General features: G+C 50.7%; 24 protein-coding genes and 1 tRNA gene. 11 read left to right on the top strand and 14 right to left on the bottom strand.

From position 1 onward, the window contains the following. Nucleotides 1-19 precede the first annotated feature (19 nt). On the bottom strand, nucleotides 20-952 hold the full coding sequence (locus ACKI3C_RS10895) for a DMT family transporter (RefSeq protein ID WP_407404936.1): 933 nt from the start codon (nucleotides 950-952) through the stop codon (nucleotides 20-22). Between the two features lie 171 nt (nucleotides 953-1123). Between ACKI3C_RS10895 and guaA the strand changes: the two genes are divergently transcribed. Then, the gene (guaA, locus tag ACKI3C_RS10890; protein WP_407404934.1) at nucleotides 1124-2746 is read left to right on the top strand and encodes a glutamine-hydrolyzing GMP synthase; all 1623 of its coding nucleotides are present in this window, start codon (nucleotides 1124-1126) and stop codon (nucleotides 2744-2746) included. 67 nt (nucleotides 2747-2813) lie between these two features. Here guaA and ACKI3C_RS10885 read toward each other — a convergent pair whose 3' ends face one another. From ACKI3C_RS10885 to ACKI3C_RS10875, 3 genes are all read right to left on the bottom strand, one after another. Next, nucleotides 2814-2975, bottom strand: coding sequence for a DUF5714 domain-containing protein (locus tag ACKI3C_RS10885; protein ID WP_407404932.1), 162 nt, complete (start codon nucleotides 2973-2975; stop codon nucleotides 2814-2816). A 67-nt stretch (nucleotides 2976-3042) separates the two neighbouring features. Further along, nucleotides 3043-4038, bottom strand: a complete 996-nt coding sequence (locus ACKI3C_RS10880; protein ID WP_407404930.1) for an Ig-like domain-containing protein — start codon at nucleotides 4036-4038, stop codon at nucleotides 3043-3045. Next, on the bottom strand, nucleotides 3999-4361 hold the full coding sequence (locus ACKI3C_RS10875; protein ID WP_407404928.1) for a hypothetical protein: 363 nt from the start codon (nucleotides 4359-4361) through the stop codon (nucleotides 3999-4001). The genes ACKI3C_RS10880 and ACKI3C_RS10875 overlap by 40 nt, the downstream gene beginning before the upstream one ends. A gap of 204 nt (nucleotides 4362-4565) precedes the next feature. Between ACKI3C_RS10875 and ACKI3C_RS10870 the strand changes: the two genes are divergently transcribed. From ACKI3C_RS10870 to ACKI3C_RS10860, 3 genes are all read left to right on the top strand, one after another. After that, nucleotides 4566-5120 (top strand): helix-turn-helix domain-containing protein, encoded by a 555-nt coding sequence (locus tag ACKI3C_RS10870; RefSeq protein WP_407404926.1) that lies wholly within the window; start codon nucleotides 4566-4568, stop codon nucleotides 5118-5120. Nucleotides 5121-5356: 236 nt separating this feature from the next. Next, a complete protein-coding gene (locus tag ACKI3C_RS10865) occupies nucleotides 5357-6388 on the top strand; it encodes a YhcG family protein (RefSeq protein WP_407404924.1) in 1032 nt (343 codons plus the stop codon). 246 nt (nucleotides 6389-6634) lie between these two features. After that, nucleotides 6635-7876 (top strand): SO_0444 family Cu/Zn efflux transporter, encoded by a 1242-nt coding sequence (locus ACKI3C_RS10860; RefSeq protein WP_407404922.1) that lies wholly within the window; start codon nucleotides 6635-6637, stop codon nucleotides 7874-7876. Nucleotides 7877-7923: 47 nt separating this feature from the next. On the opposite strand, the gene ACKI3C_RS10855 is transcribed toward ACKI3C_RS10860, so the two are convergent. The 7 genes from ACKI3C_RS10855 to ACKI3C_RS10825 all read right to left on the bottom strand — a co-directional run bounded on the left by ACKI3C_RS10855 (nucleotide 7924) and on the right by ACKI3C_RS10825 (nucleotide 15233). Further along, nucleotides 7924-9318, bottom strand: a complete 1395-nt coding sequence (locus ACKI3C_RS10855) for a CotH kinase family protein (protein WP_407404920.1) — start codon at nucleotides 9316-9318, stop codon at nucleotides 7924-7926. 107 nt (nucleotides 9319-9425) lie between these two features. After that, nucleotides 9426-10202, bottom strand: a complete 777-nt coding sequence (locus ACKI3C_RS10850) for an inositol monophosphatase family protein (RefSeq protein ID WP_407404918.1) — start codon at nucleotides 10200-10202, stop codon at nucleotides 9426-9428. A gap of 43 nt (nucleotides 10203-10245) precedes the next feature. Further along, nucleotides 10246-10860: a DUF2238 domain-containing protein gene (locus ACKI3C_RS10845; RefSeq protein ID WP_407404916.1), complete on the bottom strand. Its 615-nt coding sequence runs from the start codon at nucleotides 10858-10860 to the stop codon at nucleotides 10246-10248. 103 nt (nucleotides 10861-10963) lie between these two features. Beyond that, entirely contained in the window at nucleotides 10964-12031 is a 1068-nt protein-coding gene (locus ACKI3C_RS10840; protein WP_407404914.1) for a hypothetical protein, read from the bottom strand. Between the two features lie 607 nt (nucleotides 12032-12638). Beyond that, nucleotides 12639-14078: an AAA family ATPase gene (locus tag ACKI3C_RS10835; RefSeq protein ID WP_407404912.1), complete on the bottom strand. Its 1440-nt coding sequence runs from the start codon at nucleotides 14076-14078 to the stop codon at nucleotides 12639-12641. Nucleotides 14079-14209: 131 nt separating this feature from the next. Continuing rightward, nucleotides 14210-14896, bottom strand: a complete 687-nt coding sequence (locus ACKI3C_RS10830) for a hypothetical protein (RefSeq protein ID WP_407404910.1) — start codon at nucleotides 14894-14896, stop codon at nucleotides 14210-14212. Between the two features lie 262 nt (nucleotides 14897-15158). Further along, a tRNA-Pro gene (locus ACKI3C_RS10825) sits at nucleotides 15159-15233 on the bottom strand. Between the two features lie 236 nt (nucleotides 15234-15469). Here ACKI3C_RS10825 and aspS point away from each other — a divergent pair. The 4 genes from aspS (at nucleotide 15470) to ACKI3C_RS10805 (ending at nucleotide 19717) form a co-directional block, all read left to right on the top strand. Then, complete coding sequence (gene aspS / locus ACKI3C_RS10820; RefSeq protein WP_407404908.1) at nucleotides 15470-17233, top strand: aspartate--tRNA ligase; 1764 nt, start codon at nucleotides 15470-15472, stop codon at nucleotides 17231-17233. A gap of 35 nt (nucleotides 17234-17268) precedes the next feature. Next, nucleotides 17269-18075: a Nif3-like dinuclear metal center hexameric protein gene (locus ACKI3C_RS10815; RefSeq protein WP_407404906.1), complete on the top strand. Its 807-nt coding sequence runs from the start codon at nucleotides 17269-17271 to the stop codon at nucleotides 18073-18075. 9 nt (nucleotides 18076-18084) lie between these two features. Beyond that, nucleotides 18085-18855 carry a zinc ribbon domain-containing protein gene (locus tag ACKI3C_RS10810; protein ID WP_407404904.1) on the top strand — a complete coding sequence of 257 codons (771 nt, stop codon included), beginning with the start codon at nucleotides 18085-18087 and terminating at the stop codon, nucleotides 18853-18855. A gap of 238 nt (nucleotides 18856-19093) precedes the next feature. Further along, nucleotides 19094-19717, top strand: coding sequence for a thymidine kinase (locus ACKI3C_RS10805; RefSeq protein ID WP_407404902.1), 624 nt, complete (start codon nucleotides 19094-19096; stop codon nucleotides 19715-19717). A gap of 80 nt (nucleotides 19718-19797) precedes the next feature. Here the strand turns inward: ACKI3C_RS10805 and ACKI3C_RS10800 are convergent, their stop codons facing one another. Beyond that, entirely contained in the window at nucleotides 19798-20469 is a 672-nt protein-coding gene (locus ACKI3C_RS10800; RefSeq protein WP_407404900.1) for a DUF4339 domain-containing protein, read from the bottom strand. A 24-nt stretch (nucleotides 20470-20493) separates the two neighbouring features. Next, complete coding sequence (locus ACKI3C_RS10795) at nucleotides 20494-20865, bottom strand: phage holin family protein (RefSeq protein ID WP_407404898.1); 372 nt, start codon at nucleotides 20863-20865, stop codon at nucleotides 20494-20496. Nucleotides 20866-20994: 129 nt separating this feature from the next. Between ACKI3C_RS10795 and ACKI3C_RS10790 the strand changes: the two genes are divergently transcribed. Further along, nucleotides 20995-21969, top strand: a complete 975-nt coding sequence (locus ACKI3C_RS10790) for a YitT family protein (protein ID WP_407404896.1) — start codon at nucleotides 20995-20997, stop codon at nucleotides 21967-21969. Nucleotides 21970-21980: 11 nt separating this feature from the next. Continuing rightward, nucleotides 21981-22445 carry an outer membrane beta-barrel protein gene (locus tag ACKI3C_RS10785; protein ID WP_407404894.1) on the top strand — a complete coding sequence of 155 codons (465 nt, stop codon included), beginning with the start codon at nucleotides 21981-21983 and terminating at the stop codon, nucleotides 22443-22445. A 131-nt stretch (nucleotides 22446-22576) separates the two neighbouring features. On the opposite strand, the gene ACKI3C_RS10780 is transcribed toward ACKI3C_RS10785, so the two are convergent. Further along, on the bottom strand, nucleotides 22577-23521 hold the full coding sequence (locus ACKI3C_RS10780; RefSeq protein ID WP_407404892.1) for an alpha/beta hydrolase: 945 nt from the start codon (nucleotides 23519-23521) through the stop codon (nucleotides 22577-22579). A gap of 128 nt (nucleotides 23522-23649) precedes the next feature. Here ACKI3C_RS10780 and ACKI3C_RS10775 point away from each other — a divergent pair, with 128 nt between their 5' ends. Beyond that, complete coding sequence (locus ACKI3C_RS10775) at nucleotides 23650-25593, top strand: OPT family oligopeptide transporter (RefSeq protein WP_407404974.1); 1944 nt, start codon at nucleotides 23650-23652, stop codon at nucleotides 25591-25593. Nucleotides 25594-25786: the final 193 nt, after the last annotated feature.

The raw sequence follows: 25786 nt of genomic DNA, 5'->3' as shown, positions 1-25786 counted from the left end.
CTTATCTTGTGAGTTGGAATTATTTCTTGGCTTTGGGTTCGAGTGTCACGAGGTAGGCACTGAGCAGCACCAGCACGCCGGCAACGGGCTTGTCCCAGGTGAGCATTGCCTGGCCTATTGAGAACGCTACGACCGAAGCTACAACGGGTTGCAGGTTAGTGTAAGTGCTCACGGTTGTGGCGTTGATGCGTTGCAGGGCATAAGGAATCATGAAATAGCCCAGCACGGTAGCCAGCAGCACTACAAACGCTGTTGCGCCGGCAGCCTGCCATGTGCATGCGCTGGTGTAGAGCATTTGCTGCTCGGGACCTTCCATAACCAGTGTGAGAGGTACCATAACGATGGCCGAAGACAGGAATGTCCACTTCATCTGTGTCACGCTGCTATACTTTGCCGACACCTTGCGGGTGATGAGCAGGTAGATGACCCACGTGAGCAGGCTCAACAGGGCAAACCCTAGCCCCAGCAGGTTATTGATGCCATCGGTGCTCTGGCCAGTTGCACTCATATACACCATGAGCAATGCTCCGGCAAGACCGATTATCACGCCCACGGTCTTGACGCCAGTGATGCGCTCGCCCAGAGTCATCCAGGCGCCCAGCATAACGGCGATGGGACACAATGCGCCCACAAACGAGAAATAGACGGGGTTAGCATAATAGAGGCTCCACGCGGTGAACGTCTGCGACACGGCAAAACCCATCACGCCGCCCAGGATGATCGTCCACAGATCCTTGCGCTCGACCTTCTCCTTGGGCAAAAAAAATTGTATGATCCAGAAAATAATTGCTGCAAAGAAGCAACGGGTTGCGATGTAGCCCAGCGGACCCAGCCACGCCTTGCCATCGGCACTGGCGGGGACAAGCAGGAACGAACTCATGGGCACTGCCAGACCGAATATCACATTGGCCACCAGCACCGCCGCATGACCTTGAAATTTCTCGTTTTTCATAATTTGTTGTTATCAGTATGTTAAAATCAAGACCGCAAAATTATAAAAAATCTTTGAGTTACCCACCATTTTGCGAGAAAAGAAAAAGTTTTTTCGTCTTTCGTTTTTCGTCTTTCGTAAAAAAATGACTACCTTTGTAGCATTATTCAAAAAACTATCTTTTACACTCTCATGCAGCAAAAGATTATCATTCTTGACTTCGGTTCACAGACCACGCAGCTCATAGGCCGTCGGGTGCGTGAATTGAACATGTATTGCGAGATCCTTCCTTACAACAAGTTTCCAACCAATGACCCCGAGGTGATAGGCGTTATCCTGTCGGGTTCGCCGTTCTCGGTCTATGACGTGCAGGCGTTCCGTCTCGACATGTCGCCCATTCTGGGCAAGTACCCCGTGCTGGGCATCTGCTACGGTGCGCAGTACATGGCCTACACCGGCGGCGGCAACGTGGAGCCCGCAGGCAGCCGCGAGTATGGACGCCAGCAACTCACCGCCATCGACAAGTCGTGCCCGCTGTTCAACGGCTTTGACGACAACAGCCAGGTGTGGATGAGCCACGGCGACACCATCACCGCCATTCCCACGGGAGCACATGTCGTTGCAAGCACTCCGCAGGTCGAGAATGCTGCTTACTACATTCCCGATGCAGGCAACGGCAAGCCTTTGTTCGGCGTGCAGTTCCATCCCGAGGTGTTCCACAGCGTGCAGGGTACACTGCTGCTCAAGAACTTCGTGGTGGATGTGTGCGGCGGCAAGCAGGGGTGGTCGGCAGCCAACTATATCGAGACCACCGTCAAGGAGCTGCGCGAGCAGATAGGCAGCGACCGCGTGATCCTGGGCCTCTCGGGCGGAGTTGACAGTTCGGTGTGCGCTGTGCTGCTCAACCGTGCCATAGGCGACCAGCTCACTTGTATCTTCGTGGACCACGGCATGCTGCGCAAAAATGAGTTCAGCGATGTGATGAAAGACTACGAGTGCCTGGGCCTAAATGTGATAGGCGTGGACGCAAGCGATAAGTTCCTGGGCGACCTTGAGGGCGTTACCGAGCCCGAGAAGAAACGCAAGATCATAGGCCGCGACTTTGTCGAGGTGTTCAATGCCGAGGCAAAGAAGATTAAAGATGCCCGCTGGCTGGCACAGGGCACTATCTACCCCGACCGCATTGAGTCGCTCAACATCACCGGCAAGGTAATCAAGAGCCACCACAACGTGGGCGGTCTGCCCGAGGAGATGCACCTGTCGTTGTGCGAGCCTTTGAAGTGGCTCTTCAAGGACGAGGTGCGCCGCGTGGGACGCGAGCTGGGCATGCCTGAGCACCTCATCACACGCCATCCCTTCCCCGGTCCCGGTCTGGCAGTGCGCATCCTGGGTGCCATCACCCGCGAGAAGGTGCGCGTGCTGCAAGATGCCGACGACATCTACATCCGTGGCCTGCGTGACTACAAGGTGAAGTTGAGCGGTGAGGAAGCCCGCAGCGTCTTGGCTGCTGGCGTTCCTGCCAACATGGAGAACGGCGAAATAGAGGTGAGCCTCTACGACCAGATATGGCAAGCCGGAGCTATCCTGCTGAGCGAAGTGCGCAGCGTGGGCGTGATGGGCGATGAACGCACCTATGAGAATCCTGTGGCACTGCGTGCTGTCACCAGCACTGATGCCATGACCGCCGACTGGGCGCACCTTCCCTACGACTTCCTTGCACAAGTGAGCAACGACATCATCAACAAGGTGAAGGGCGTGAATCGCGTGTGCTACGACATCTCGTCAAAGCCACCTGCAACCATCGAGTGGGAGTAACGTGTTCTCCCGCAGAGAAGTCCCAGAGGACATTGAGAAATATTATTTTGAGTGCCATCAGAGGATACTATTCCTTTGATGGCATTTTGTTAGTCATAAAGACGTGTGTGTGGAATACACAATCGGTGCCGAGGCACTGGTTATTCATGTTGCTGCGAGAGCACACGATGTGTTGTGGCGCAGTCATGTGTATTGAAAGGTGTTGACTTGCGAAATCTGCTTGTTGCAAGGTAAGCCAAGGGCCTCTACGCCGGGGATGGTGCAGAGACCCTTGATGTTGGGTTTTTACTCAATTTTTATTTGTTGTTGAGGATGTGCTTGATCACAATGTTGAGGTCATCGACGTCGGTGTTCTTATCGCTGTTAAGGTCGTCATATGCCACTACTGTCACATCGCTGGTCACGCCCTTGCCGTTGGCTGTTGCGGTGATTGTCGCGGTGCCGGCGCCAACAGCTGTGATGAAGCCGCGCTCGTTGACAGTGGCCACGCTCTCGTCACTTGATGTGAATGTGAAAGTGGGCTGGGTTCCATAAGACGACTTGGGAACAATCTGCATCATCGATCCCTTGACAATCTTGAACTTGGGGATGTCAATCGATAATTGCTCCTCGGCAAGGGCGATACGGAATGTCGAGTTGGGAGAATTTATTGTAACTCCGTCACTATTGACATACTGCACATTGCTCATATTGCCTGTACCCTGGAAGAAGTTTGCGGTAGTTGTGATACCGATGGCGAATATTGGCCTTGAGCCGTCGTAAGCAGGAATGGTGCGTCCTGATGATGTGGGCATGATGGGCGCCTTGCCGGTGAGTGTGCGGTAGCCGCTTATCACCTCGTCAAGGTTCTCGCCAGCCACGAAGTAATAGTCGAGCTGCTTGGTCATCTCGCTCCACAGCGACAGTTTGCCTTGCTCGGTCTCGCTCACGAGCGCATAGGCACGCAGTCCGCAGTAGGCCTCGCCGCCGTCGGGCTTCCATTCAAGCCTGATGTTATAGCGTTTGTCTTGTTCCAGATTTACGCTGAACTTGCGGGCATTGGGGTTCCATGCAGTGCGCCATATCGTCTGGTCATCGTTGCCTGTTGCTGCCAGGTCCTCGGTGTAAACAGGCTTGCCGTCGATGTAAATGCGCTGGTATCCCGAGTAGTAGTGGCAGAAGCGGTATTCACCCGTTGCCAGCGGCTCAATCTCTCCCTCGTAAAGCACGGTGGCTTTCTCGAGCGGGAACTGCGGCAGGTTCTTGGCCGAGTTCAGGTTCTCGTAGTATATCGAGTCCTCGCGGCGCACCACAGTCTCCTGGCCGGGTGCCGAGTAGGTGCCTGTGAGCGCTCCATTGCAACCTCATTGGCTTCTTCCCTGATGTCACTGCGGGTGTGCGGCGGCTGCGGTATCACAACGAGGCTCTGTGCGTCGGCAAAGCTCTTTTCGGGAGTGGCGCTCACGCGCACAATCTTGTCGCCTAATACCTGTAGCCGCACTAGTCGCGGTTGCCCTGACTTGTCGCCGTCTAGACGCACGGTTACACTACCACGGGTTACCTCAACATTGCCTGCGCAGGCCGCAAAGGCCATAAGCACGGCTGTAACGAACAGTGTTATTTTTTTTATGCACATGATTATATATCTTCTTGTGTTTTTTCTGCGTTTTTATTGTTCCTCCAAAGTTACACAATATATTTCAAACTACCAATAGAATTGTTACTGCAGCTGATAATTTTAACCCCGGAAAATATAAGCGTGTAATTGTGAAAGAGATGCCAGGGGTTGTGGTTTCGTTAAAATAATAGTAACTTTGCAGTGTAAAAACGTGCTACTCTCATGATTCTGAACATAAAAAACATGGTGTGCCAGCGATGCGTGATGACTGTGGCTGCTATCCTTAACGAGGCGGGCATCAGTGCTACACGTGTCGGCATGGGCGTGGTGGAGACCGATGGCGAACTTGCCCCTGACGTAGTTCGGGACTTGGAGACTCGTCTGCTTGCCGTCGGTTTCGAGCTGCTTCACGACCGCGAGGATGCGATGGTGGAGCGCATCAAGGCGTCGCTCATCGACCTTGCTCGCCGCGACGACGGGAAAAATCACAAGCTGTCGGTCGAACTGCCCCGGCTGCTGGGAATGGAGTATAAGCAGCTCGCAGCTATATTCAGCGCCCACGAGGGCCGCACCGTTGAGAAATACTTCATCACACACAAGGTGGAGCGCATCAAGGAACTTCTCACCTATGGCGAACTCACCGTGAGCGAGATAGCCTACCGGCTGGGATATAGCAGTGTGGCACACATGTCCACCCAGTTCAAGCAACTCACCGGCCTCACCCCCACGGCATGGCGCACCTCACAATCCCCCCGCACCGCCCTCGACAAGGTGTAGTCTCCCACAAAGACGTTGTTCTTATATTTTTGAGGAATTGACATTACCTTTTTATGTTTATAGCCATTTTTCTTATATTATTTTGTAATTTTGCAGAACCAGCCGTGTCCCCGGTTTGTTTTTAATGGAAAAGGACCAAGACAGGAATGCTGGTGAAAAATAAAATCACTCACCAAGGTATCCAATTCATTACATTTGAGTTGGAAAGTTTAAATAATTGAATGCAAATAAATAACATGGGAAAGAGTATAACAATAATAGATACTTCTTTGGTCAATGATATAAGGGGTATTGTGGAGCATGGCCGCAAGATGGGGTATCAAGCGGTGAACAGTGTGATGATAAGCACTTACTGGCAAATAGGTAAACGCATTGTTGAAGAAGAACAAAAGGGAAACGGCAGAGCTGATTATGGCAAACAGATGATAAAAAAGTTGGCCGAAACGCTTACTTTGGAATTAGGAAATGGTTTTTCTGAAAGATACCTTCGGTCATTTAGACAGTTTTATATGATGTTACCTGATTGTGAGATTTGGAAATCGCGATTTCCAAATCTCACTTGGACACATGTCTATCACACTTTGCGACTAAAAGACACAAAAAAGGCTTTATGGTATTTAGAACAAGCATCAAGCCAGATGTGGAGTGTGCGCACATTGAATAGAAATATAGATACGCAATTCTACGAGAGGCATTTGTGCACACCATTACTACATGCCATTCAAGAAGATGAAGACAAACAGTCGGTGGCCGAAATGGTAAAAAGTCCTGTTGTTGCTGAATTTCTAGGTTTTAAACAAGATTCATCATTCTCTGAAACCGATTTGGAAAACGCTATTATCAGCCATCTTCAGGATTTTCTCATGGAGATGGGCCGTGGTTTTGCGTTCATAAAACGACAGCAATTAATTAGAACCAGTAGCCAAGACTACTACATTGACCTTGTGTTCTATAATGTCATACTTAAGTGTTATGTTCTTGTAGATTTAAAAACCTCAAAGATAACACATCAAGATGTGGGGCAAATGGACATGTACAGACGAATGTACGATGAACTGAAACGTACCGAAGGTGACAACCCTACCATAGGTATAGTGTTGTGTTCCGAAACCGATGAGGATATTGCTCGCTATTCAATTCTCAACGAGTCGGATCACATGTTTCAAGCAAAATATATGCATTACATGCCTACACAAGAGGAGCTGAAATTAGAAATTGAAAAGGAAAAGCAAAATTTCCTTATTCAGCAAAAGGCGTTAATAAAATAGTGATTCCATGACATCTGTTTCTAGAAATTGGAGAGGAAGAATACTAGAATAATCTTGTAACAAATAATGAAAATAATGTAACGGCACTATGGCGGTGTCGTTGTAACTTTGCACCGTGAAACTAGCGCTAACCTTGAGCTAACACACCCTCTTGAGCTAACGCTTAAGGAACCGTGGTTGCCAGTTTTCGTAGCGCAGCGTTTCGTAGCCCGCAGGGCGTTTCGTTTTTCGTAAAAAAAAAGACTTATGGAATATATCAATGCTTTACTCACGATGCTCAATGGCATGTCGCCCTATCTGGTGCTGGGATTTCTCATCGCTGGCGTGCTGCATGCCTTTGTGCCGAGTGCCATATATTCACGTTACTTGGCAGGCACTGGCATCAAGTCGGTGCTCACGGCGGCAGCCATAGGAGTGCCGTTGCCCTTGTGCTCGTGCGGCGTGCTGCCCACTGCGGTGTCACTGCGACGCAACGGTGCCTCGCGTGCAGCCACCACTTCGTTTCTCATTGCCACACCGCAAACTGGTGTGGACTCGATTGCTGCCACTTACAGCATGATGGGACTCCCGTTTGCCTTCCTGCGCCCTGTCGCGGCACTGGTGACGGCTCTGCTGGGCGGATCGGTGCTGGGCATGCTCGAGAAACGCGGCGTGCTCGATGGTGAGAACGTAGATGGCGACGACGGCCAGCAGACCGAGGCTTTGCCTGCAACGCTGTGGGGCAGGGTAGTGGAGACCTTGCGATATGGTCTCGTGGAGATGATGCAAAACATAGGCAAATGGCTGGTGCTGGGACTCGTCATTGCCACACTCATCACCGTGTGGGTGCCCGATGATTTCTTCACTACTTACGCTAGCAACCACTTCCTCAACATGCTTGTCGTGGTAGTAATTGCGGTGCCCATGTATGTGTGCGCCACGGGATCAATCCCCATTGCCGCTGCGCTGATGATGAAAGGTCTGTCGCCCGGTTGCGCTCTGGTGATGCTCATGGCGGGGCCGGCGGCCAACGTGGCGTCGATGCTTGTTGTGGGGCGTGCTCTGGGCAAGCGTGCAGCTGCGGTCTATCTGGCCTCTATCGTGGCGGGTGCCATGGGTTTTGGCATGGTTATCGACTACTGGCCAGGCTTGCAGCAGTTGGTAGCAAGTGCCATGCCCGAGTGCATGAAGTGCCACCACAGCGAGGTGTCGTGGCTCAACGCCCTGTGCAGCACGGTGATAGTAGTGATGATTGCCGTGGGCTTCATCACCAAATACAGAAAATCATATTTACTAACCAAAAATAAAACAAACAGGATGAACGAATACAAGATTAACGGCATGATGTGCAACCACTGCAAGATGGCAGTAGAAAAAGGCCTCGCAACAGTTGAAGGCGTGGAGAAAGTAACAGTGGATCTCGCCAAGGGCGTAGCCTATGTCGAAGGCACCGCAACTCCCGACGCCATACGCGCCAAAGTCACCGCGCTGGGTTACGAAAACGCATGATAGAGGCAACCCCCCGGGTGCGCGATGGTAGTGTTCCGTCCCGGGTGTTACTGCTTGATGAGCTTGCCGTTGCGTATCACTAGGCCTGGTGTTGTGGCGGGGACTTCAATGCCTTGCAGGTTGTAGGTCTTGCCGGTGGCGGCGGGCTCGGTGTGGAGGTCGCTGACCGGGGTGACGATGGGGCTGCCTATGTTCTTTTCCAGCCACGCTAGTTTAGTTTTGAACCAGTTCTTTTGTGTCACCAGGTTGCTTGCTACCGAGACGAAGGTGTTGCCATAGGTGTCGCACACAAAGTGTCGCGAAGCATTGATTGCAGTGGCATTCTCGGCCGAGAACCCGTCGAGCATGGTGGTCATAACGGAACCCAGAAGTGGCTTGACGTGTGCCCACTTTGAGATGTAGATATTGCTGAAAACGGGATTGGGACTGTTGAAAAGGTTTTCAAAATAGTAGTCGGCGCCCGAATGGTAGCGCGAGAAACTGCCTGTCATCTGCCGTGACGAGTCAAAGTCCCACAGGTTGCCCATGATGAGCTTTGTGTCGGGAGTGTTGTCATACTTTGTCACATAGAGATTAGACCCGCCCGAGTCCCAGGTGCCCAGGATGTCGTGTGCAAGCAGCCACGAGGCAAACGACTCGATGTCAATATATTCGTCATAGGTGCCCTGCTTTATCGACTTCTCGGCATCGATGAGATACTGCTTGATGTAGTTGATCTGCTCCTCGGTGACCTCGTCGCTCTCGGGATACTTGAAGGTGTAGCCGTAGCGGTTGTCGGTAAAATAGTAAGTCTTGAAATAGAGGTCTTCGTTCCACCAGTAGGCGTCGCGTTCCACGATGTAGCCTTTCTTGCTCACGTTGAGGCGGCAGTCGGTGTTGCGCTTCACGTTCTCAATGAGCAGGTACAGTCCCTGGTATGTGCCGTTGATAAACACGTTGCAATACTTGTATTGTGGTGTCCATTGCATGCCCATGAGTTCGTTGATCATAAGGCCCGCCACAGTGTTGAGATTGCGGTCGTCGCGCAGCAGTCGCCAGTCCTTGTCGATGTATATGTCGTTGTCGCGGAACAGCAGGTCGGCTTTCTGCTGCAGCTTGATTTTGTAAGGTTTAGGATCTTTCCATGCGCTTGAATTGCCCGACACGCGCACCGTCATGCCGCTTTCCCCTTTCTGGTAGTCACCGCTGTTATAGAGCGTGTCGCCCAGCAGCGTCACCACCAGGCGGCCGGGTATCTTCTCGGCATTAGTGATGCCATTGCCAAATGCTCCGACGGGGTGGTCCACAAGTTCGCATGTAGGCATCACGCTATCGACAGTGGTGATGTCGAGAACGAGCATATCTACCGTGTTGGCCGTGTCACGTGTGATGACAACCTCTGCCTGGCCCCAAGCCAGCAAAGTCGTCAATGTGGTTGCCAATGCCAGTAATATTTTTTTCATGCGAGAATATGCCTTTATTTGCCTAGTGACTAGCAAAGTTACAACTATTTTCTTTAAAACAAAAACATTTTCAAGAAAAACCAGGCTATTTGTTTCCTCAACCTGCCTCAACCTGCCTCAACCAGTCCCAGTAATTCGTCATAGATGCCTGGGGCTGCCACCAGGATGCTGCGGTTGCGGTCGTGGCGGAAGTCGGTCCACTGCGCTCCGGCTTCGCTGGCGATGAGCAGCGCGGCACACACGTCCCACTCGTTGAGCGACATTTCCCAGTAGCCGTCGAGAAAACCTGCTGCCACATAGCAGATGTCGAGCGCTGCCGACCCCAGCCGGCGCAATCCTCTCACCACGGGTATCACACGGCTCGCCGCCGCAATGTTGTTGTCGGGGTTCACCGCTTTGTCGTAGGGGAAACCTGTTGAGACCACAGCCTGTTCGAGCAATGTCTTGCTGCCGCACTTGATGGGGTTGCCGCCTAGCAACGCACCGCCACCTTTCACCGCAGTGAACATCTCGCCCAGCGCAGGGGCATAGACCACGCCCACCACGGTCTCGCCATTGTGTTTCACGCCTATCGACACATTGAACAGCGGCAGTCCGTTGCTGTAATTGGTGGTGCCGTCAAGCGGGTCTATCACCCACTGCCACTCGCTGTCGCCCTCGTGCAGGCCGCTTTCCTCGCTCAGGATAGAGTGGCCGGGATACAGGCGGTTGATTGCATCTACCACGATGCGCTCGCTTGCCTTGTCGGCCGCGGTGACCACGTCAAATGCGTTCTGCTTTTCCACAATATCGAGGTGGCCCGAGCGATACAGTCTCATCTGCGCCTCGCCAGCCTCGCGCGCCATTGCCACAGCGTCGCCCAGTATCTTGTTAAGTGTGTCCATTGTCACATTATATAGTTATTCTTGATAAGTAAACTCTTCATACCTATTTTGTCTTTTTTGTTATATACATTAATATCGCTGTAAAAGAAGAGCCTAATAAAGCTAATGCCATATCTTTCTGAGCATCCCACATATCGCCTTGCTGACCGTTATAATTATTGGCAGCTTCTGTTGTCATTACGATAGTAAGTACCCATTCGAATAGTTCATAAATCATACTGCCGGTTTGTATAATCATCCAAGCAGTAACAATTGCGGTGCCCTTAGAACATCTCATTTTCTTCTCGGCTATCTGGCTGAACATAGGCACCATCAGTAAGCCAAAAGAGAAATGTACTAATCTATCATAGTGGTTACGTGTTGTGCTCAACAATTCATTTATGCTGACTCCGCATAATTGTTTTGTGAATTCATCGTATGGCACATAAGAATAAATGTATCTTGCTCCAATGATGTGTAAGGTCGTAAACAATGCCAAACCAATAAACGAAATTTTTCCCAAGTAGTTCTTTTTGATATCAATTAACATCAAAAGAACCAATAGAGCAGTACCTATATGTTGCAGGAATTGCTCTTCTGGATATAAGGGATTGATGCAAGTAATTATTGTAAAAACAACAATAGAAGCAACTATTAACAACTTGTATTTTGCAATCATATTTGTATTATTTGAAAGTTTTCTATTGATACGATTATACCGATAGTGTCATTCTACTTTTGTTTAGTATGTTATGAAAGTACAAAATTGTCAATGAAATTTGTTATTCTTTGCAATAGGTATTTTGATACTTCTCGTTCCAGTCAAACTGGAGCAGTTCGTCGTTGGTGCAGTCGTCGTTCAGGCAGATGTCGGCCAAACTGGGACTTGTCAGCCCTAGGTCATTATAGTGGTTTTTTAAGTGAATGAGATGTGTTCTTATCACACTGTGGGTCAGCGACATATATTTCTGCTTTAACGCCTTGTCTGCAAGCTTGACAGGGATGCTGCGGCGATAGCTGACCCATTGATGAAAAGCCGTCCTGTACTTGTTGGCAATGGAAGCATTGTTCTTGGAGCGGCTTTCATTGATTTGATTGTAATCTTCCACCACATCTTTCAGCTCGCGGTCGAAGATGCCCAGCGCAGCATCGATGCCGGGACGTTCCTCAAACTTGCCTCCTAGGATTGCCGTGAACAAGCCGCGCTCAAATGCCTTGTCTTCTTCACCGAGTTGCTCGCTAACTACCCATCCGCCCGAGCCTTCGGTACACAATACAACCTGGTCGCACATGTCATAGAGAGCTTTGCTCAAGGCGCGGTACATTTTCAGTTCCTTGTCGATGTTGATGGACTTGTTTTTAGCGAACATTCGCCTTGCCTCCTGTTCATAGAGCCACGTCACATAGTCGGCAAAGAGCGATTTTGTGCCAGAGCTCACCAGCATGCTCATGTTATCGTCAGATTGATACTTGCTGAAGTCAAACTTTTCGTTGCACACCTTTTCCACCTGCTCGATAGCCTTCACGCGGTCTTTGGACAGCTTGATCCCGGTGTCGGTCAGGTACTTGCTCACGTGCTTATCTATCACGGAAAAATCCACGTCGCCTTCCTTCTGCTGCTCCTGCATGCACATGTTCACCACATCCCATTCCTGCGGATGCTCTTTCTTGAACTGCTCGGGAAGCCAGTATGACTCTCCGTCGTCTTCTCCGTTGCCTGCTGCAACGTTATTTGTTGCCACGCTATCGTTCACTGCCGCCACGCCCGTATTCTCTTGCGTGCCGGTCTTTCCAATACACGAGCACAACGCCAGTGCCATTCCTGCATATACTAATAAGTGTATTTTCATCGCCGTAAATGTTATCATGTTATTGTTGTAATTGCAAAGGTACAAATATTCTAAACACCAACGTCGGTTTTAACTTTATTTTTATTTGAAGGGGAGAAATAGTAACTATACTCCAATGGCACACCCCGCGCGGATCTCATAGATCTCACTGATTTTTTCATTGAAAATTATTGTTGTCCGGTAAAAAAAGAAAATATTTATATTTTGATTTTTATGCTTCGCTTAGAAAATAGCTTGCTCCGCGAGCAAAATGGAATTACATCACAGATAGTGTATTATCATTTTGAGGACAGAGTCCTCTATTTTAAGGGAAGTTCGCTGGTCGCGGCACGGGCTTTGCCCACTTACCGCTGCTCACTCCCTTGAGCACGGTTCTTGGCGTGAGCCATATATACTAAAAAAATCATTTTCTTTTTTATTTTATAGCAAGCACCGATTATACCAAAGTGTCGTAACTGGCAGTATTTGGAGAAGTTAGAACAACTCTCACAATTTTAACCGGACAGCAATAATTGAATATATATATATATTGTAGATTTTTTAGACCTCAGTCGTAACTTTGGTTAACCGCTGGTCGTACACCTGCGGGGAGTTAGAATAGGGAATACTATGTGAACAACTCATCACATGTCACTATCTTCTGAACCTTGCCACTGTGTTTGCCCTGTACAAGCCCAAAGGTGGTTATAAGGGTAAGATGCACCTGTTGTTTTGGGGATAGTGTTTCTTTGAGTTTCTCTATGCGATTCAACAATTTCAGCTCTTCGTATTTGTCTATTGAGTAGAGCCCACTGTAGAATTTCATCTCGCAAAGATTTACTATGTTGTCATTGCGGTTGATGAGCAGGTCAACCTGTGCACCTGTCTTTGTTTCAGTACCGGCTATGTTCCATGCTGAGACAGATGACTTCACACCGCCTATTTCGAGAGCTCTCTTAATCTGGACAATGTGTTGCCAACAAACCTGTTCGAAGGCAACACCTTTCCAAACCTTCATAATGTCCGATGTGAAGTTGTCGTTGAAATATGATGCGTTATCCTGGTTTGGCTCTACGTGCTTTAGCCAGAACAGACAGAAGTTGTCAATAAGTTTGTAGTATTCTCCAGTCCCTTTGCCGTAAGGACTGTAGCGAAGTATGAAGTCACTCTCTGCCAGTGCAGTCAGAGTATCACTCAATCCACCACCAAGAGGCAAACCTGTGGCATTGGCTATCTCTTCTCGTGTGAAACCGTAGTTGCGATTCGCGAGAAGACGAATAATCTTCTTGCAATCCTCTGCATTTGTGAAGATAGCATTGAATAGTCGGTTGAACTCGTCCTTGAGTCGAGGTCTGTTGCCAAAAAGGATCATGTCACTGTTTCTCTCGAAGCTATAACCCTTACGGAAATAGCTCAGATAGTATGGAATGCCTCCAAACACCATGTACGACTGTACAATATCGTATCGAGACAATTCTATGTTTTCGTGGTTGAAGTATTCTTCGCACTCCTTCAGAGTGAAAGGATAAACCTTGATCTCGTCAGTAAGGCGACCATACAAACCGCCTTTGTTTCTTGACAGGTATTTTAACATCCAGGTTGTAGCACTGCCACATACAACAAGCATGACATTGTCATGGTGGTTGCACCAACCGTTCCAGAAGTTCTCAAATGCTGATAAGAATCGGCTTCGTGGAGTGTCCATCCATGGCAATTCGTCTATGAAGATCACCATGCGTTCACCATTGTCAAGTTTTTGCAGGAGTTGTTCCAGTTGGAAGAAAGCCTCCATCCACGACTTTGGTTGCTTGTAGCCTTCAAGTCCATGGTTCAACATTGAATAATAGAAACTCTCCAACTGAGTTTTCATTCTGTTCTTCTCGTCCTCCTGATCTATAGGCGATACACCTGTATGCTGAAAGGTGAACTTTCCTTTCAGTGCCTGCTTGATGAGAAAAGTCTTGCCGACACGTCTTCTGCCATATACAGCGACAAATTCTGGACGATCGCTATTGTAGAGCCTTTCAAGTTCCTCTACCTCTTGTTTTCTTCCCGTAATGGTACTCATAGTGCTTTAATTTTGCCGCAAAGGTAATAATAATATACCAATCGGCAAAATAAGATATGCTTTATTCTGCCGATTGCGTGATTTTTTATCAATGTTGGCATTTTATAAATGGGTCGCTTGTGCGTCAGTTGTCATTTCACATAGACGGCGCGGATGGGGCATCCAGAGCCGGGCGACTCTGAACCTATCTGGCACTTGAAGGTGTCGTCATCTTGTTGCCACAGGTTGAGCGTTACGGCCTCGAACCCCACTTGGTACATCCAGCTGTCGGTGATTTCGCCTGTCTGGTAGAAAGCGCATTGTCCAGCCTGACTGCGGCCGTAGTTGTACATCAGGCCGGTGAGGGGCAGGAAGATGCAGTTGCCGTTGGGCCCGCGCAGACGGAATCCTGGTTGGTTCTTGACTACGTCAAACTCGTGTGTGCAGTTTTCCCACAGTTCGGTGATTTCGGCTGTTGTGGGCATGCGCCAGTTCTTACCCATCTTGATGGTTGCGACGTCGAGCTTGGTGCCGCTGATGTTCTCTTTGGGGCATCCCTTGCCACCCATGTTGCCCTTGTTGCCGTAGCGGTAGAGCCCGCCATAGGCCTCGGGAGCCTCGGCGCCCACGTTGCGGTCGGCCCACAGTGTGCCGCTGGGCAGCCCCATGTCGATTGCCTTGGCATTAGTTACGGCGCATCCGGCTGTGGGGGCGTTCTTGCCCATCGTGTTAGTGACTCTCTTGGTGGCTTTCTTTGCCGGTGTCGCTGCATGGGCTGTTACCGAGCATGTTAACAGCATTGCAAGTGCTGTGATGATTGTAAATCTGAAATGTTTCATCCTTAATTCCGGTTAATAGTTTTATAAAGTCCAGAGCAACAAAATTGCCCGGAATGTTGCCTTGCCAGGTTTATCGCTCACCCTGGAGTTGCAAAATCAAAACAAGCTAAACATGGCATGACATGGCAAAGGTAGCAATAAAATTTGACAAACACATCTCCCTTGGCAGTATTTTTCAATAAATTATGGTGTATTTTTGATGTAAGCACACCGGGGGGATAACGAAAAAGCCAACCAGTCGCTGTGACTGATTGGCTTTACGTCGGGGTACCTGGATTCGAACCAGGGACCTCCTGCTCCCAAAGCAGGCGCGCTAACCGGACTGCGCTACACCCCGAAAATGGATTATTTCCACTTTAGCGACTGCAAAGGTACGCCTTTTTTTCTTAACACCAAATGTTTTTTCTAGTTTTTTTGCTATTTTGCTCCATTTTTATTGCAAAAATGAACGACAATGTGAGCGAAATGTAGTAACTTTGCAATTTGGTAACGTGTGCAACCTCGCGCCTACGCGTGGCATGGGCACACCATACCGCTGAACGATTCAAAATTAAACAATTATATAACTACACTATGTACAGAACTAAAACATGTGGTGAGCTTCGCCAAGCCAATGTGGGCGAAGTAGTTACCCTGGCAGGATGGGTGCAGCGCACCCGCAAGATGGGCGGCATGACATTTGTGAACTTGCGCGACCGTTACGGTATCACACAAATCGTGTTCAACAACGAGGTTAATGCTCCTCTGTGTGAGGCTGCAAATCACCTGGGTCGTGAATTCGTTGTGCAGATCACTGGTAAGGTTGAGGAACGTTCTAGCAAGAATGCTAACATTCCCACCGGCGACATCGAGATTATCGCCCAGGAACTCAACGTGCTCAACGAGAGCGCCACTCCTCCTTTCACTATCGAGGACAACACCGACGGCGGCGACGACCTGCGCATGAAATACCGTTACCTGGACCTGCGACGCAACGCCGTGCGCAAGAACCTCGAACTGCGTCACCGCATGACTATCCTCATTCGCAACTTCCTCGACTCTCGCGACTTCATCGAGGTTGAGACTCCCATTCTCATCGGTTCTACTCCCGAGGGCGCACGTGACTTCGTGGTTCCCTCTCGCATGAACCCTGGTCAGTTCTATGCTCTGCCCCAGAGCCCCCAGACGCTCAAGCAGCTGCTCATGGTTGCCGGTTTCGACCGTTACTTCCAGATTGCAAAGTGCTTCCGCGATGAGGACCTGCGCGCCGACCGTCAGCCCGAGTTCACCCAGATTGACTGCGAGATGAGCTACGTTGACCAGGAGGATGTAATCGAGGTATTTGAGGGAATGGCTCGCCACCTGTTCAAGGAGGTGCGTGGCGTTGACCTGCCCGAGAAGCTCCAGCAGATGACATGGCACGACGCTATGCGTCTCTATGGTAGCGACAAGCCCGACTTGCGATTTGGCATGACATTCGTTGAACTCAAGGACACATTTGCCGGCAAGGCCGACTTCGCCGTGTTCAACGAGGCTGCCTACATAGGCGGTATCTGCGTTCCCGGCTGTGCCGACTATTCACGCAAGCAGCTCGATGAACTCACTAACTTCGTGAAGCGTCCGCAGGTGGGTGCCAAGGGTCTTGTTTACATCAAGTATAATGCCGACGGCACTATCAAGTCAAGCATCGACAAGTTCTACACTCCCGAGCAGTTGCTCGAGGTTAAGGAGGCTATGGGTGCAAAGGACGGCGACCTCGTGCTCATCTTGAGCGGCGACAACGCCAACAAGACTCGCGTGCAGCTGTGCTCGCTGCGTCTCGAAATGGGCGAGCGCCTGGGTCTGCGCGACAAGGACAAGTTTGAGTGCCTGTGGATTGTTGACTTCCCCTTGTTTGAGTGGAGCGAAGAGGAACAGCGCCTCATGTCAACACACCACCCGTTCACAAAGCCCAATCCCGAGGATATACCCTTGCTCGACACTGATCCTGCCAAGGTGCGCGCTATGGCCTACGACTTCGTGTGCAACGGCATCGAGGTGGGCGGCGGCAGCCTCCGTATCCACGACGGCAAGTTGCAGGCTAAGATGTTTGAGGTGCTCGGATTCACCCCCGAGAAGGCTATGGCACAGTTCGGCTTCCTGATCAATGCCTTCAAGTATGGTGCACCCCCTCACGCAGGTCTCGCATTCGGTCTCGACCGCTTTGTTTCGATCATGGCCGGCCTCGACAGCATACGTGACTGCATCGCATTCCCCAAGAACAACAGCGGTCGCGACGTGATGCTCGACGCTCCCAGCGCCATCGACCAGGCACAGCTCGACGAGCTGCTGCTCGACTTGAGAACCCCCGAGGCTTAATCAGCAGCCTCGACAACAGACTGCAACACAACGCAATGAAGATAAGAGATATCGCAAGCATGATAGAGCAGCGCGCGCCGCTGCACATGCAAGAAGATTATGACAACGCCGGCATGCAGGTGGGATGCCTTGACGATACCGTCAAGGGCATCCTGCTGTGCACCGATGTGTCGCTCGACATCGTCGATGAAGCCATCGAGGGCGGTTATAACCTCATTATCTCTCATCACCCGCTCATCTTCCGCGGACTCAAGAAAATCACCGGACGCACCATCGTCGAGAGCATTGTGGCACGCGCCATCAAGCACGACATCAACATCTACTGCGCCCACACCAACATGGACAACACGCCCGGCGGCGTGTCGTGGCGCATGGCAAGCAAGCTGGGAATGACCGACGTGACCATCCTGGATCCACATCCCACTGGCGACACGCTTGCCGACGGCATGCCCGTCCTGGCAGGATGCGGCGTGGTGGGCAATGTCACGCCCATGCCGGCGCCCCTCTTCCTCAAGCTGCTCAAAGACACCTTCGAGGTGGGAGCGGTGCGCTACAGCGGATGCACTGACAAGACCATCACCCGCGTGGCACTGTGTGGCGGAGCCGGAGGGTTCCTCGTTGACAAGGCCGTGAGCTGCAATGCCGACGTCTTTGTCACTGCCGACCTGAGGTATCACGATTTTCTCGACCACAACCGCGAGATTCTCATGGCCGACATAGGGCACTACGAGAGCGAGCACTACACAAAAGAGATTTTTTTAGAGATTATTCAAGAAAAAAATCCTAACTTTGCAGTCGCTTTTGCAAAAAACGAAAAAAATCAGATTCAATTCTACATATAAACAACATTTATGGCTAGACAAGAAAAAGAAATGTCGGTAGAGGACCGCCTGAAAGCGCTCTATCACCTGCAGAAAATCCTTTCAGAAGTTGACCGCATCAAGACCCTGCGTGGCGAGCTTCCCCTTGAAGTTCAAGACCTCGAGGACGGTATCGCCGGTCTCCACACTCGCATCGCGAAGTTTGAAGAAGACATCGTGGGCTTCAACGAGGAAATCAACTACCAGCAGGGTGAACGCGATAACAACCTCGCCCTCATCGACAAGTACACAGCCGACCTCGACCGCGTGCGCAACAACCGCGAGTATGACAACCTCACCAAGGAAATTGAGTATGCTAGACTCAATGTCGAACTCGCCGATAAGAAAATACGCGAAGCCAACGAGAAGATTGAGCGCGTGAAGGCTGAAATCATCAAGGTCAACGAGCAACTCGACGACGACGAGCACGTACTGACCGAGAAGACTGCCGAATTGAGCGAAATCGTTTCAGAGACCAAGCAAGACGAGGAGAAACTGCGCGAGCAGGCCAAGAAGCTCGAGAACAAGATCGAAGCTCGCCTCCTCACCGCCTTCAAGCGCATTCGCAAGAACGCTCGCAACGGTCTGGGTATCGTCTATGTACAGCGCAACGCCTGCGGTGGTTGCTTCAACCGCATCCCTGCACAGCGCCAGATGGAAATCAAGATGCACAAGAAAATCATCGTGTGTGAGTATTGCGGACGCATCTTGGTTGACCCCGCTCTGGCAGGCGTGAGCGAAGCCGACGCAAAGAACGCCTAAACTCGACACCACCACACTCGGGGTAGGGAAGATGTGTCAAAACAATCGAAATGGCAACGCGCTGAATGCGCAATGCACGCTTTGACACACCATCCTCCCGCCAGTGGGGGCGAGAAAGTGGCATTACTTTGTGAGGCTGTTAACGGGTATCGCGACAACAAGCATCGCGACGCTCGGGTATCATGCTTTATATCTAAATAATAACAATCTGTTCAATATCTAATTGAATATCAATCCAATGAACGGACCAGGCAAATTATATTTCCGCTACGGCACCATGGGCTCGGCCAAGACTGCGCTGCTGCTCACACAGGCCTATAATTTCGAGGAAAGAGGCATGCAATACATGTGCTTCAAACCCATCATCGACGACCGCGAGAAGGACAACGTGATAAGGTCAAGAATAGGCATAGAGCGCAAGTGTGAATGGATTTACCCCGACACCGATATTTATGAGCTCGTGAAGGGGCTCTATGAGGAAACCCTCGTGCTCAAAGACTGGATTCTCATCGACGAGGCACAGTTCTTGACCGAGGCGCAGGTTGACCAGCTCTCACGCATCGTGGACGACTACGGCACCAATGTGGTGTGCTATGGCTTGCGCACCGACTTCCAGTCGCATGTGTTTGAGGGGTCACGCCGTCTCTTCGAACTTGCCGACTCTATCGATGAGATCAAATCGACATGCTCGTGTGGCCGCAAGACCATTATCAATGCCCGCATCGACGGCCAGGGAAACATCGTCACCGACGGCGCCCAGGTCGAGATAGGCGGCGACGACAAGTATGTAGCGCTGTGCCGCCGCTGCTGGCGCAACCGCCGCATCGAGAGCGCTAACCGCAACACAATCAAGTTTGAGTGATAACACTCCGCTATACTAAAACATCAGCGGGTTGCCTGGCAAAGGGGCAACCCCCTGATGTTTTTTGGGGTTCTTTATCTTTATAGGAACTCCCACACAGAGTAATACCACCAAGAAATTTGTTGGTACAAACTGAATATTGTGAACAAGGTCATCAGCACAAACGCGATTACCTTCAATGTTGTGTTCCTTATCGCAAACACTGGGATAAAGTTGATGAGAATGAGCAGGATTCCCAAAATGAGATACACGATTGCAAGACTCGGACTATAGAATCCTCCACCCGAAGCAATCAAAGATCGACCCAAAGAAAGCACAATCAAAGTGATAACCCATGCAAATACTGCCATGCCAGCCATGTCCTTGCCTTTCTTTTCCCTGGGCGCGGCCGGCACTGGTGTCGTTTGTTTGGGAGCAGCAGTAGCAGGTGCCACAGGAGCGGGCGCAGCCTGTACAGGAACAGCTTGTTTGGATGCGGCAGGAGGAACAGGTACAGCCGGAATCGGTACCGCCTGGACATGGGGCGCTTGTGGCACGGGTGGGGTTGGAGGTACCTGGTTTACATTAGGTGTAGGGGGTGGAGTTGCGCTACGGAACAAATCCGTTAGTTCATCAACGGTACTCGCCGCAACCCAGTCGTTCAGGCCTTCACGCCACACGAGGGTAGCAGGAGTAACAGAATCTTTGAGAGATTCCTTGCTCACGGGACCGCGCCGCTCATTAGCACTGTCTAGATAGTAATATTCTGCCATATTAGTAAATGAGATTGTAAATAATTATGCTTCTTTATTTTTCTTTTTCTTGGGAGCAAACATGTTGAGCACCCAGCCCACGATGCTCAGCACCACGCTGAAGATCATCGCATTGAAAAACTTGCCCATACCGCTGCCCGCGATAACGAAATGGTCGCCCACGCACCATGAGCACAACAGCACCATCAGGGCATTGATTGCAAACGTGAACAGTCCCAGCGTGAGAATGTTGACAGGCAAGGAGAAAAACTTGACCACAGGGCGTATTGTCGCATTGATAATGCCCAGCACTACTGCCACCAGGATTGTCGCCCACCAGGGGGAAATAGTCACGCTATCCATGAACCATGCAGTAATTCCAACCGAGAGGGCCGAAATAATAAGTTTGATTATCATAGCACTAAATATTTTATTACACATGCAAAGATAAAAAAACATTCGACACATAGCAAAAAAAATCGCAAAAAACTCGGTTATTTGCCAACAAATAACTAATTTCGCACATGCAAACTGAAATAAACTTGTATGAGCAACTCCATAAGTAAAATAGCGAACAACGCCCGCGACTATTTTTTTATTATTCTAGGCCTTACATTATACACCTTTGGCTTGTCGGCATTCATCATCCCTAACCACGTCGTCACCGGCGGTGTAGTAGGTATTGCTACACTCACTCACTTTGCCTTTAACTGGAACGTGGCTATCGTCAACTATAGCATCAACGTGGCTCTGCTCGTCGCAGCTTTCCACACTGTGGGCAAGCAGTTTGTGCTGCGCACGATTTTTGGTGCTACAATGTCGAGTGCTCTGCTCTATTTCTTCGTGCCGCTATTTGACGCGCCTGTTGTCAACGAGCAGCCGTTCATGTGCGTCATCATCGGTGCTGTGCTGTGCGGCATGGGAGTGGGAATCGTGTTCTCACACAACGGCAGTTCGGCAGGAACCGACATCCTGGCGGCAATGGTCGCGAAATATACCAATATCTCATTCGGGCGCATGATGCTCTACTGCGATGTTATCATCACCTCATCTTCCTACTTTATTTTCCACCAAATCGACATCATCGTTTATGGTCTTGTGTTCATGGTGATATTCTCATTTACTGCCGACTGGATTATCAATAACAACCGACAGGCTGTGCAGTTCATGATTATTTCAGAGCGATGGGAGGACATCGCCAACGCTATCAACAACGATGCCAACCGCGGCTGCACGCTGGTGCACGGAACTGGTTGGTACACCAAGCAAGACGTGAAAATGCTCTTTGTGGTGGCACGCAGGTATGAAAGCGTTAACATCTTCCGCATCACCAAGGCCATTGACCCCAACGCATTCATCACGCAGACTAATGTCAACGGCGCTTATGGCGTGGGATTTGACGAGGTGAAAGTGCGCCTCAAGAAGTACAAGCCGCAAATCAGCGACGAGTGCATGACACCCGAGGATATGCTCAAGCAAGCATACGCACAGAGAAACGATAAAGACAATACCCAACGATAACCGAATTGAGAATGAAAAGATTTTTCTTGTTATTGGCAATTTTTGCTTGCGCGGTGAGCGTGCAGGCAATACAGCGTCCGCCACTGGCTGTGGGATTTACCTACAACTATGCCACCGAGTATAAGCAGCACGGGTTGGGCGTGAAGTTGCAGGCACCACTGGGACGGCACTTGCGCATCGAGCCCGAAATCATCTACTTCAATGAAAACCACGACGTGACCACACTGCATCTCAACGTCAATGTGCACTACTTGCTGCCCATGTCGTCAAGGCTAAACATCTATCCCTTTGCCGGCGTGGGATATAGCCACTGGGGCTATGTGGGGCCCAACGCCAACCGATGGGGGGTGAACCTGGGCGGTGGCATCGACTACGACCTGGGACGACGCTGGGGATTCATGGGAGAACTGCGAGTGAACGCCGTGTCAAGAGAAACACAAATCATCCCCACGCTAGGTGTGAAATACCAGTTTTGAAATTATAAGGGTAACTGCACAGCAATGCCAATCTAGCGGACACCCCGCGCAGATTTCACTGATAACACAGATTTAATTTGTTATAGCTGAAAGAAATTAAAATAATTAGAATAATTTCTAAATCAGAGCGATCACTTCACATATTTTGCTAGGAACTGCTTCACTTGGGCTGTGTACTCGGCAGGGTGGTCGCTATAAGCGTAAGCATGGATTGACCCCTTTGCAAGCCACAGCTGCTTGGGACCGGGGTGAGCGTCATACACCTCTTGCACCATATATGTGGGCACAAAGTCATCGTTGTCGCCATGGATGAAGAGCATGGGCACCTTGCTTTTCTTTACCTGCTCGACAGGAGCATCCTCGGCAAACGACCATCCGTAGCACATCTTGCACAAGGCACTTGTGGTGTACATGAGCGGGAACTGAGGCAGCCCAAACTGATCTTTAAGCTGAGCCGAGAACTCGTCCCATGCGCTTGTGTAACCGCAGTCTTCGACAATGGCTTTGACGCACGGCGGCAGCTGTTCGCCACTCACGTTCATCACAGTGGCAGCACCCATCGACAGGCCGTGGAGCACCATCTGGGTGGCAGGGGCGTCGCCACGGTACATGCTGTCGGCAACGGCAATCCATCGCAGCAGTTCAAGGCGCTCGTTCCAACCCATCCCTATGTAATCGCCCTCGCTCTCGCCGTGAGCGCTGAGTTCGGGCAGGAGGATATTGTAGCCCATGTCGTGCTGGAACAGATAGCCCATGCTGAGCATCGTCAGTCCAGTGTCCTTATAGCCATGCACCAGAATCGCAGTGCGTGTGGTAGCCGAGTCGGCGGGCATGTAGAAGGCATGCAGTTTCTTGCCGTCGTAGGTGATAGTGGTGTCGCGCAACGCACCGGCAGCAATGATGCTGTCGGCCCACGGCTTGACCAGAGGCGTGCGCTCGCCTAGGCGTTCCAGAGCCTCAGCACGACTACGCTGGAGGGGGCTAAGCGAGAAATTAAGCATATACACACTAGCGCCAGTCACCATGAGCACCAGCACTCCTAACACTATGAGCGATATCTTTACAGTCTTTTTCATGTTGCAAAATTAATAAAATTTTATTAGAAATGTGTGTCTTGATGTGTAATCTGTGAGCAAAATTGCGTAACTTTGCACAATTATATACTAATAGGGAATAATAAACTAATAATATTATGTCAGAAGAAATCAAAAAACAACAAGACGAAATGTCTTTGCCCGACAACGCGTTTAGCGAGTTGAAGCTGGGTGAGAAGTACGTTCCTGTGATGCGCCCCGACCGCCAATACCCCGAGGTTACACCTTACTCGGTGTCGCTGGGTCTCATCATGGCAGTCATCTTTAGTGCGGCGGCGGCCTACTTGGGACTCAAGGTGGGTCAGGTGTTTGAAGCGGCTATTCCCATTGCAATTATAGCAGCGGGTATTGCTGGCGTGACTAAACGCAAGGACTCGCTGGGCGAGAATGTGATGATCCAGAGTATCGGTGCCGCCAGCGGTATCGTTGTGGCTGGTGCTATCTTCACCCTGCCTGCGCTCTACATCCTGCAGGCCAAGTACCCTGAGATTACTGTTAATTTCCTCGAGGTGTTCCTGAGTTCACTGCTTGGTGGCTTGCTGGGCATCCTGTTCTTCATCCCCTTCCGCAAGTACTTCGTGAGCGACATGCACGGCAAGTTCCCCTTCCCCGAGGCTACTGCTACTACCCAGGTGCTCATTAGCGGACAGAAGGGCGGTAGCGATGCTAAACCGCTGCTCATCGCCGGACTGGTGGGCGGATTGTATGACTTCTTTGCCTCTACCTTCAAGTGGTGGGCCGAGGATATCTCCACATCCATTATCCCCGCAATGTCGCACATGACCGACAAGCTCAAGATGGTGTTCAAGATCAACACTGGCGCTGCAGTGCTGGGCCTTGGCTACATCGTGGGTCTGCGTTACAGCTTCATCATCTTCGCTGGTAGTGCTTTCATTTGGTGGATTATTGTTCCTCTCATGGGTACCAATCCCGAACTCGCAGGTTCGTCGGCCGAGGAAATTTTCAAGGGCGGCGCACGCTTCATTGGTATCGGTGGTATTGCGATGAGCGGAATCATAGGCATCATCAAGTCTTGGGGCGTTATCCGCAATGCCGCTGGTCTCGCTGGCAAGGCGTTCAAGGGCGGCAACAAGGATGAGAAGGTGGAGCGTCACCAGAAGGATATCTCAATGAAGATTCTTGCGTTCTCGCTGCTGGCTGCGCTTGCAGTAACATTCGTGTTCTTCTATGTGGGTGTTATCCACAACTTGATGCAGACCATCGTTGCATTCTTCGTGGTTGTAGTGATTGCGTTCCTCTTTACCACCGTGGCTGCCAATGCGATTGCCATCGTGGGCAGTAACCCCGTGAGCGGCATGACGCTGATGACCCTTATCGTGGCATCGGGTATCTTCGTTGCTGTGGGACTCGATGGCGCACGCGGCATCGTGGCATCTATGGTTATTGGTGGCGTGGTTTGTACGGCGCTGTCAATGGCTGGCGGTATGGTTACCGACATGAAGATTGGTTATTGGCTGGGCACAACCCCAGCTAAACAGCAGACATGGAAGGCTGTGGGCACACTGCTCTCGGCAGCGACCGTGGGTGGAGTGATGATAGTCCTGAACAAGACCTACGGTTTTGTGGGCGACAACGCTCTCGTTGCTCCCCAGGCCAATGCGATGGCAGCCGTTATCGATCCTCTCATGATGGGTGGCGACACACCCTGGTTGCTCTACATCGTGGGCGCAATCCTTGCTCTGCTTCTCAACTGGCTCGGCGTTCCTGCGTTACCTTTCTCTCTGGGTATGTTCATCCCCTTGCAGCTCAACACTCCGTTGCTCGTGGGCGGTATCATTAGCTGGTTTGTCAGCTCACGCAGCAAGAATGCAGAGGTCAACAAGGCACGCAACGAGCGCGGCACTCTGCTCGCCAGCGGTTTCATCGCCGGCGGTGCCCTCATGGGTGTAGTGAGTGCTGGCATGGTATTCTTCGGCTTCGACTACAAGCATGGTTTGAGCGAGGTTACTACCAACTGGATTGCTGTGGCAATGTATGTGGCTCTCATCATCTACCTCACAGTATCTTGCCTCAAAGCCAAGAAAGATAAGTAAAATACTGGTTTAGATACCTCTAAAGGTGGCTCTGCACAACTTGTGGAGCCACTTTTTTGTTCGCCCAGCACGAACGTGTTCTAACGGGTGCAAGTCCCCAAGCCGCCCTAACAGTGGGAAGGCTACAGCCGAAAGCAAGGGTGTCCGTCGCGAGGTGGAATCTGAAGGAAGCCGTAGGCAAACATCTGGCCCG

It is taken from the genome of Sodaliphilus sp., from assembly GCF_045598405.1.
Lineage (GTDB): Bacteria > Bacteroidota > Bacteroidia > Bacteroidales > Muribaculaceae > Sodaliphilus > Sodaliphilus limicaballi.
The sequence above is the reverse complement of the archived record's forward strand: the minus strand, read 5'-3'. Positions and strand labels throughout refer to the sequence as shown.

Excerpts from the sequence above, each read along its gene's own strand:
- aspS (WP_407404908.1), top strand. The coding sequence starts at position 15,470 with ATGTACAGAACTAAAACATGTGGTGAGCTTCGCCAAGCCAATGTGGGC.
- ACKI3C_RS10815 (WP_407404906.1), top strand. The coding sequence starts at position 17,269 with ATGAAGATAAGAGATATCGCAAGCATGATAGAGCAGCGCGCGCCGCTG.
- ACKI3C_RS10780 (WP_407404892.1), bottom strand. The coding sequence starts at position 23,521 with ATGAAAAAGACTGTAAAGATATCGCTCATAGTGTTAGGAGTGCTGGTG.
- ACKI3C_RS10835 (WP_407404912.1), bottom strand. The coding sequence starts at position 14,078 with ATGAGTACCATTACGGGAAGAAAACAAGAGGTAGAGGAACTTGAAAGG.
- ACKI3C_RS10800 (WP_407404900.1), bottom strand. The coding sequence starts at position 20,469 with ATGGCAGAATATTACTATCTAGACAGTGCTAATGAGCGGCGCGGTCCC.
- ACKI3C_RS10810 (WP_407404904.1), top strand. The coding sequence starts at position 18,085 with ATGGCTAGACAAGAAAAAGAAATGTCGGTAGAGGACCGCCTGAAAGCG.
- ACKI3C_RS10850 (WP_407404918.1), bottom strand. The coding sequence starts at position 10,202 with ATGGACACACTTAACAAGATACTGGGCGACGCTGTGGCAATGGCGCGC.
- ACKI3C_RS10830 (WP_407404910.1), bottom strand. The coding sequence starts at position 14,896 with ATGAAACATTTCAGATTTACAATCATCACAGCACTTGCAATGCTGTTA.
- ACKI3C_RS10895 (WP_407404936.1), bottom strand. The coding sequence starts at position 952 with ATGAAAAACGAGAAATTTCAAGGTCATGCGGCGGTGCTGGTGGCCAAT.
- ACKI3C_RS10845 (WP_407404916.1), bottom strand. The coding sequence starts at position 10,860 with ATGATTGCAAAATACAAGTTGTTAATAGTTGCTTCTATTGTTGTTTTT.
- ACKI3C_RS10805 (WP_407404902.1), top strand. The coding sequence starts at position 19,094 with ATGAACGGACCAGGCAAATTATATTTCCGCTACGGCACCATGGGCTCG.
- ACKI3C_RS10840 (WP_407404914.1), bottom strand. The coding sequence starts at position 12,031 with ATGAAAATACACTTATTAGTATATGCAGGAATGGCACTGGCGTTGTGC.
- ACKI3C_RS10785 (WP_407404894.1), top strand. The coding sequence starts at position 21,981 with ATGAAAAGATTTTTCTTGTTATTGGCAATTTTTGCTTGCGCGGTGAGC.
- ACKI3C_RS10870 (WP_407404926.1), top strand. The coding sequence starts at position 4,566 with ATGATTCTGAACATAAAAAACATGGTGTGCCAGCGATGCGTGATGACT.
- ACKI3C_RS10795 (WP_407404898.1), bottom strand. The coding sequence starts at position 20,865 with ATGATAATCAAACTTATTATTTCGGCCCTCTCGGTTGGAATTACTGCA.
- ACKI3C_RS10790 (WP_407404896.1), top strand. The coding sequence starts at position 20,995 with ATGAGCAACTCCATAAGTAAAATAGCGAACAACGCCCGCGACTATTTT.
- ACKI3C_RS10855 (WP_407404920.1), bottom strand. The coding sequence starts at position 9,318 with ATGAAAAAAATATTACTGGCATTGGCAACCACATTGACGACTTTGCTG.
- ACKI3C_RS10875 (WP_407404928.1), bottom strand. The coding sequence starts at position 4,361 with ATGTGCATAAAAAAAATAACACTGTTCGTTACAGCCGTGCTTATGGCC.
- ACKI3C_RS10865 (WP_407404924.1), top strand. The coding sequence starts at position 5,357 with ATGGGAAAGAGTATAACAATAATAGATACTTCTTTGGTCAATGATATA.
- ACKI3C_RS10860 (WP_407404922.1), top strand. The coding sequence starts at position 6,635 with ATGGAATATATCAATGCTTTACTCACGATGCTCAATGGCATGTCGCCC.
- guaA (WP_407404934.1), top strand. The coding sequence starts at position 1,124 with ATGCAGCAAAAGATTATCATTCTTGACTTCGGTTCACAGACCACGCAG.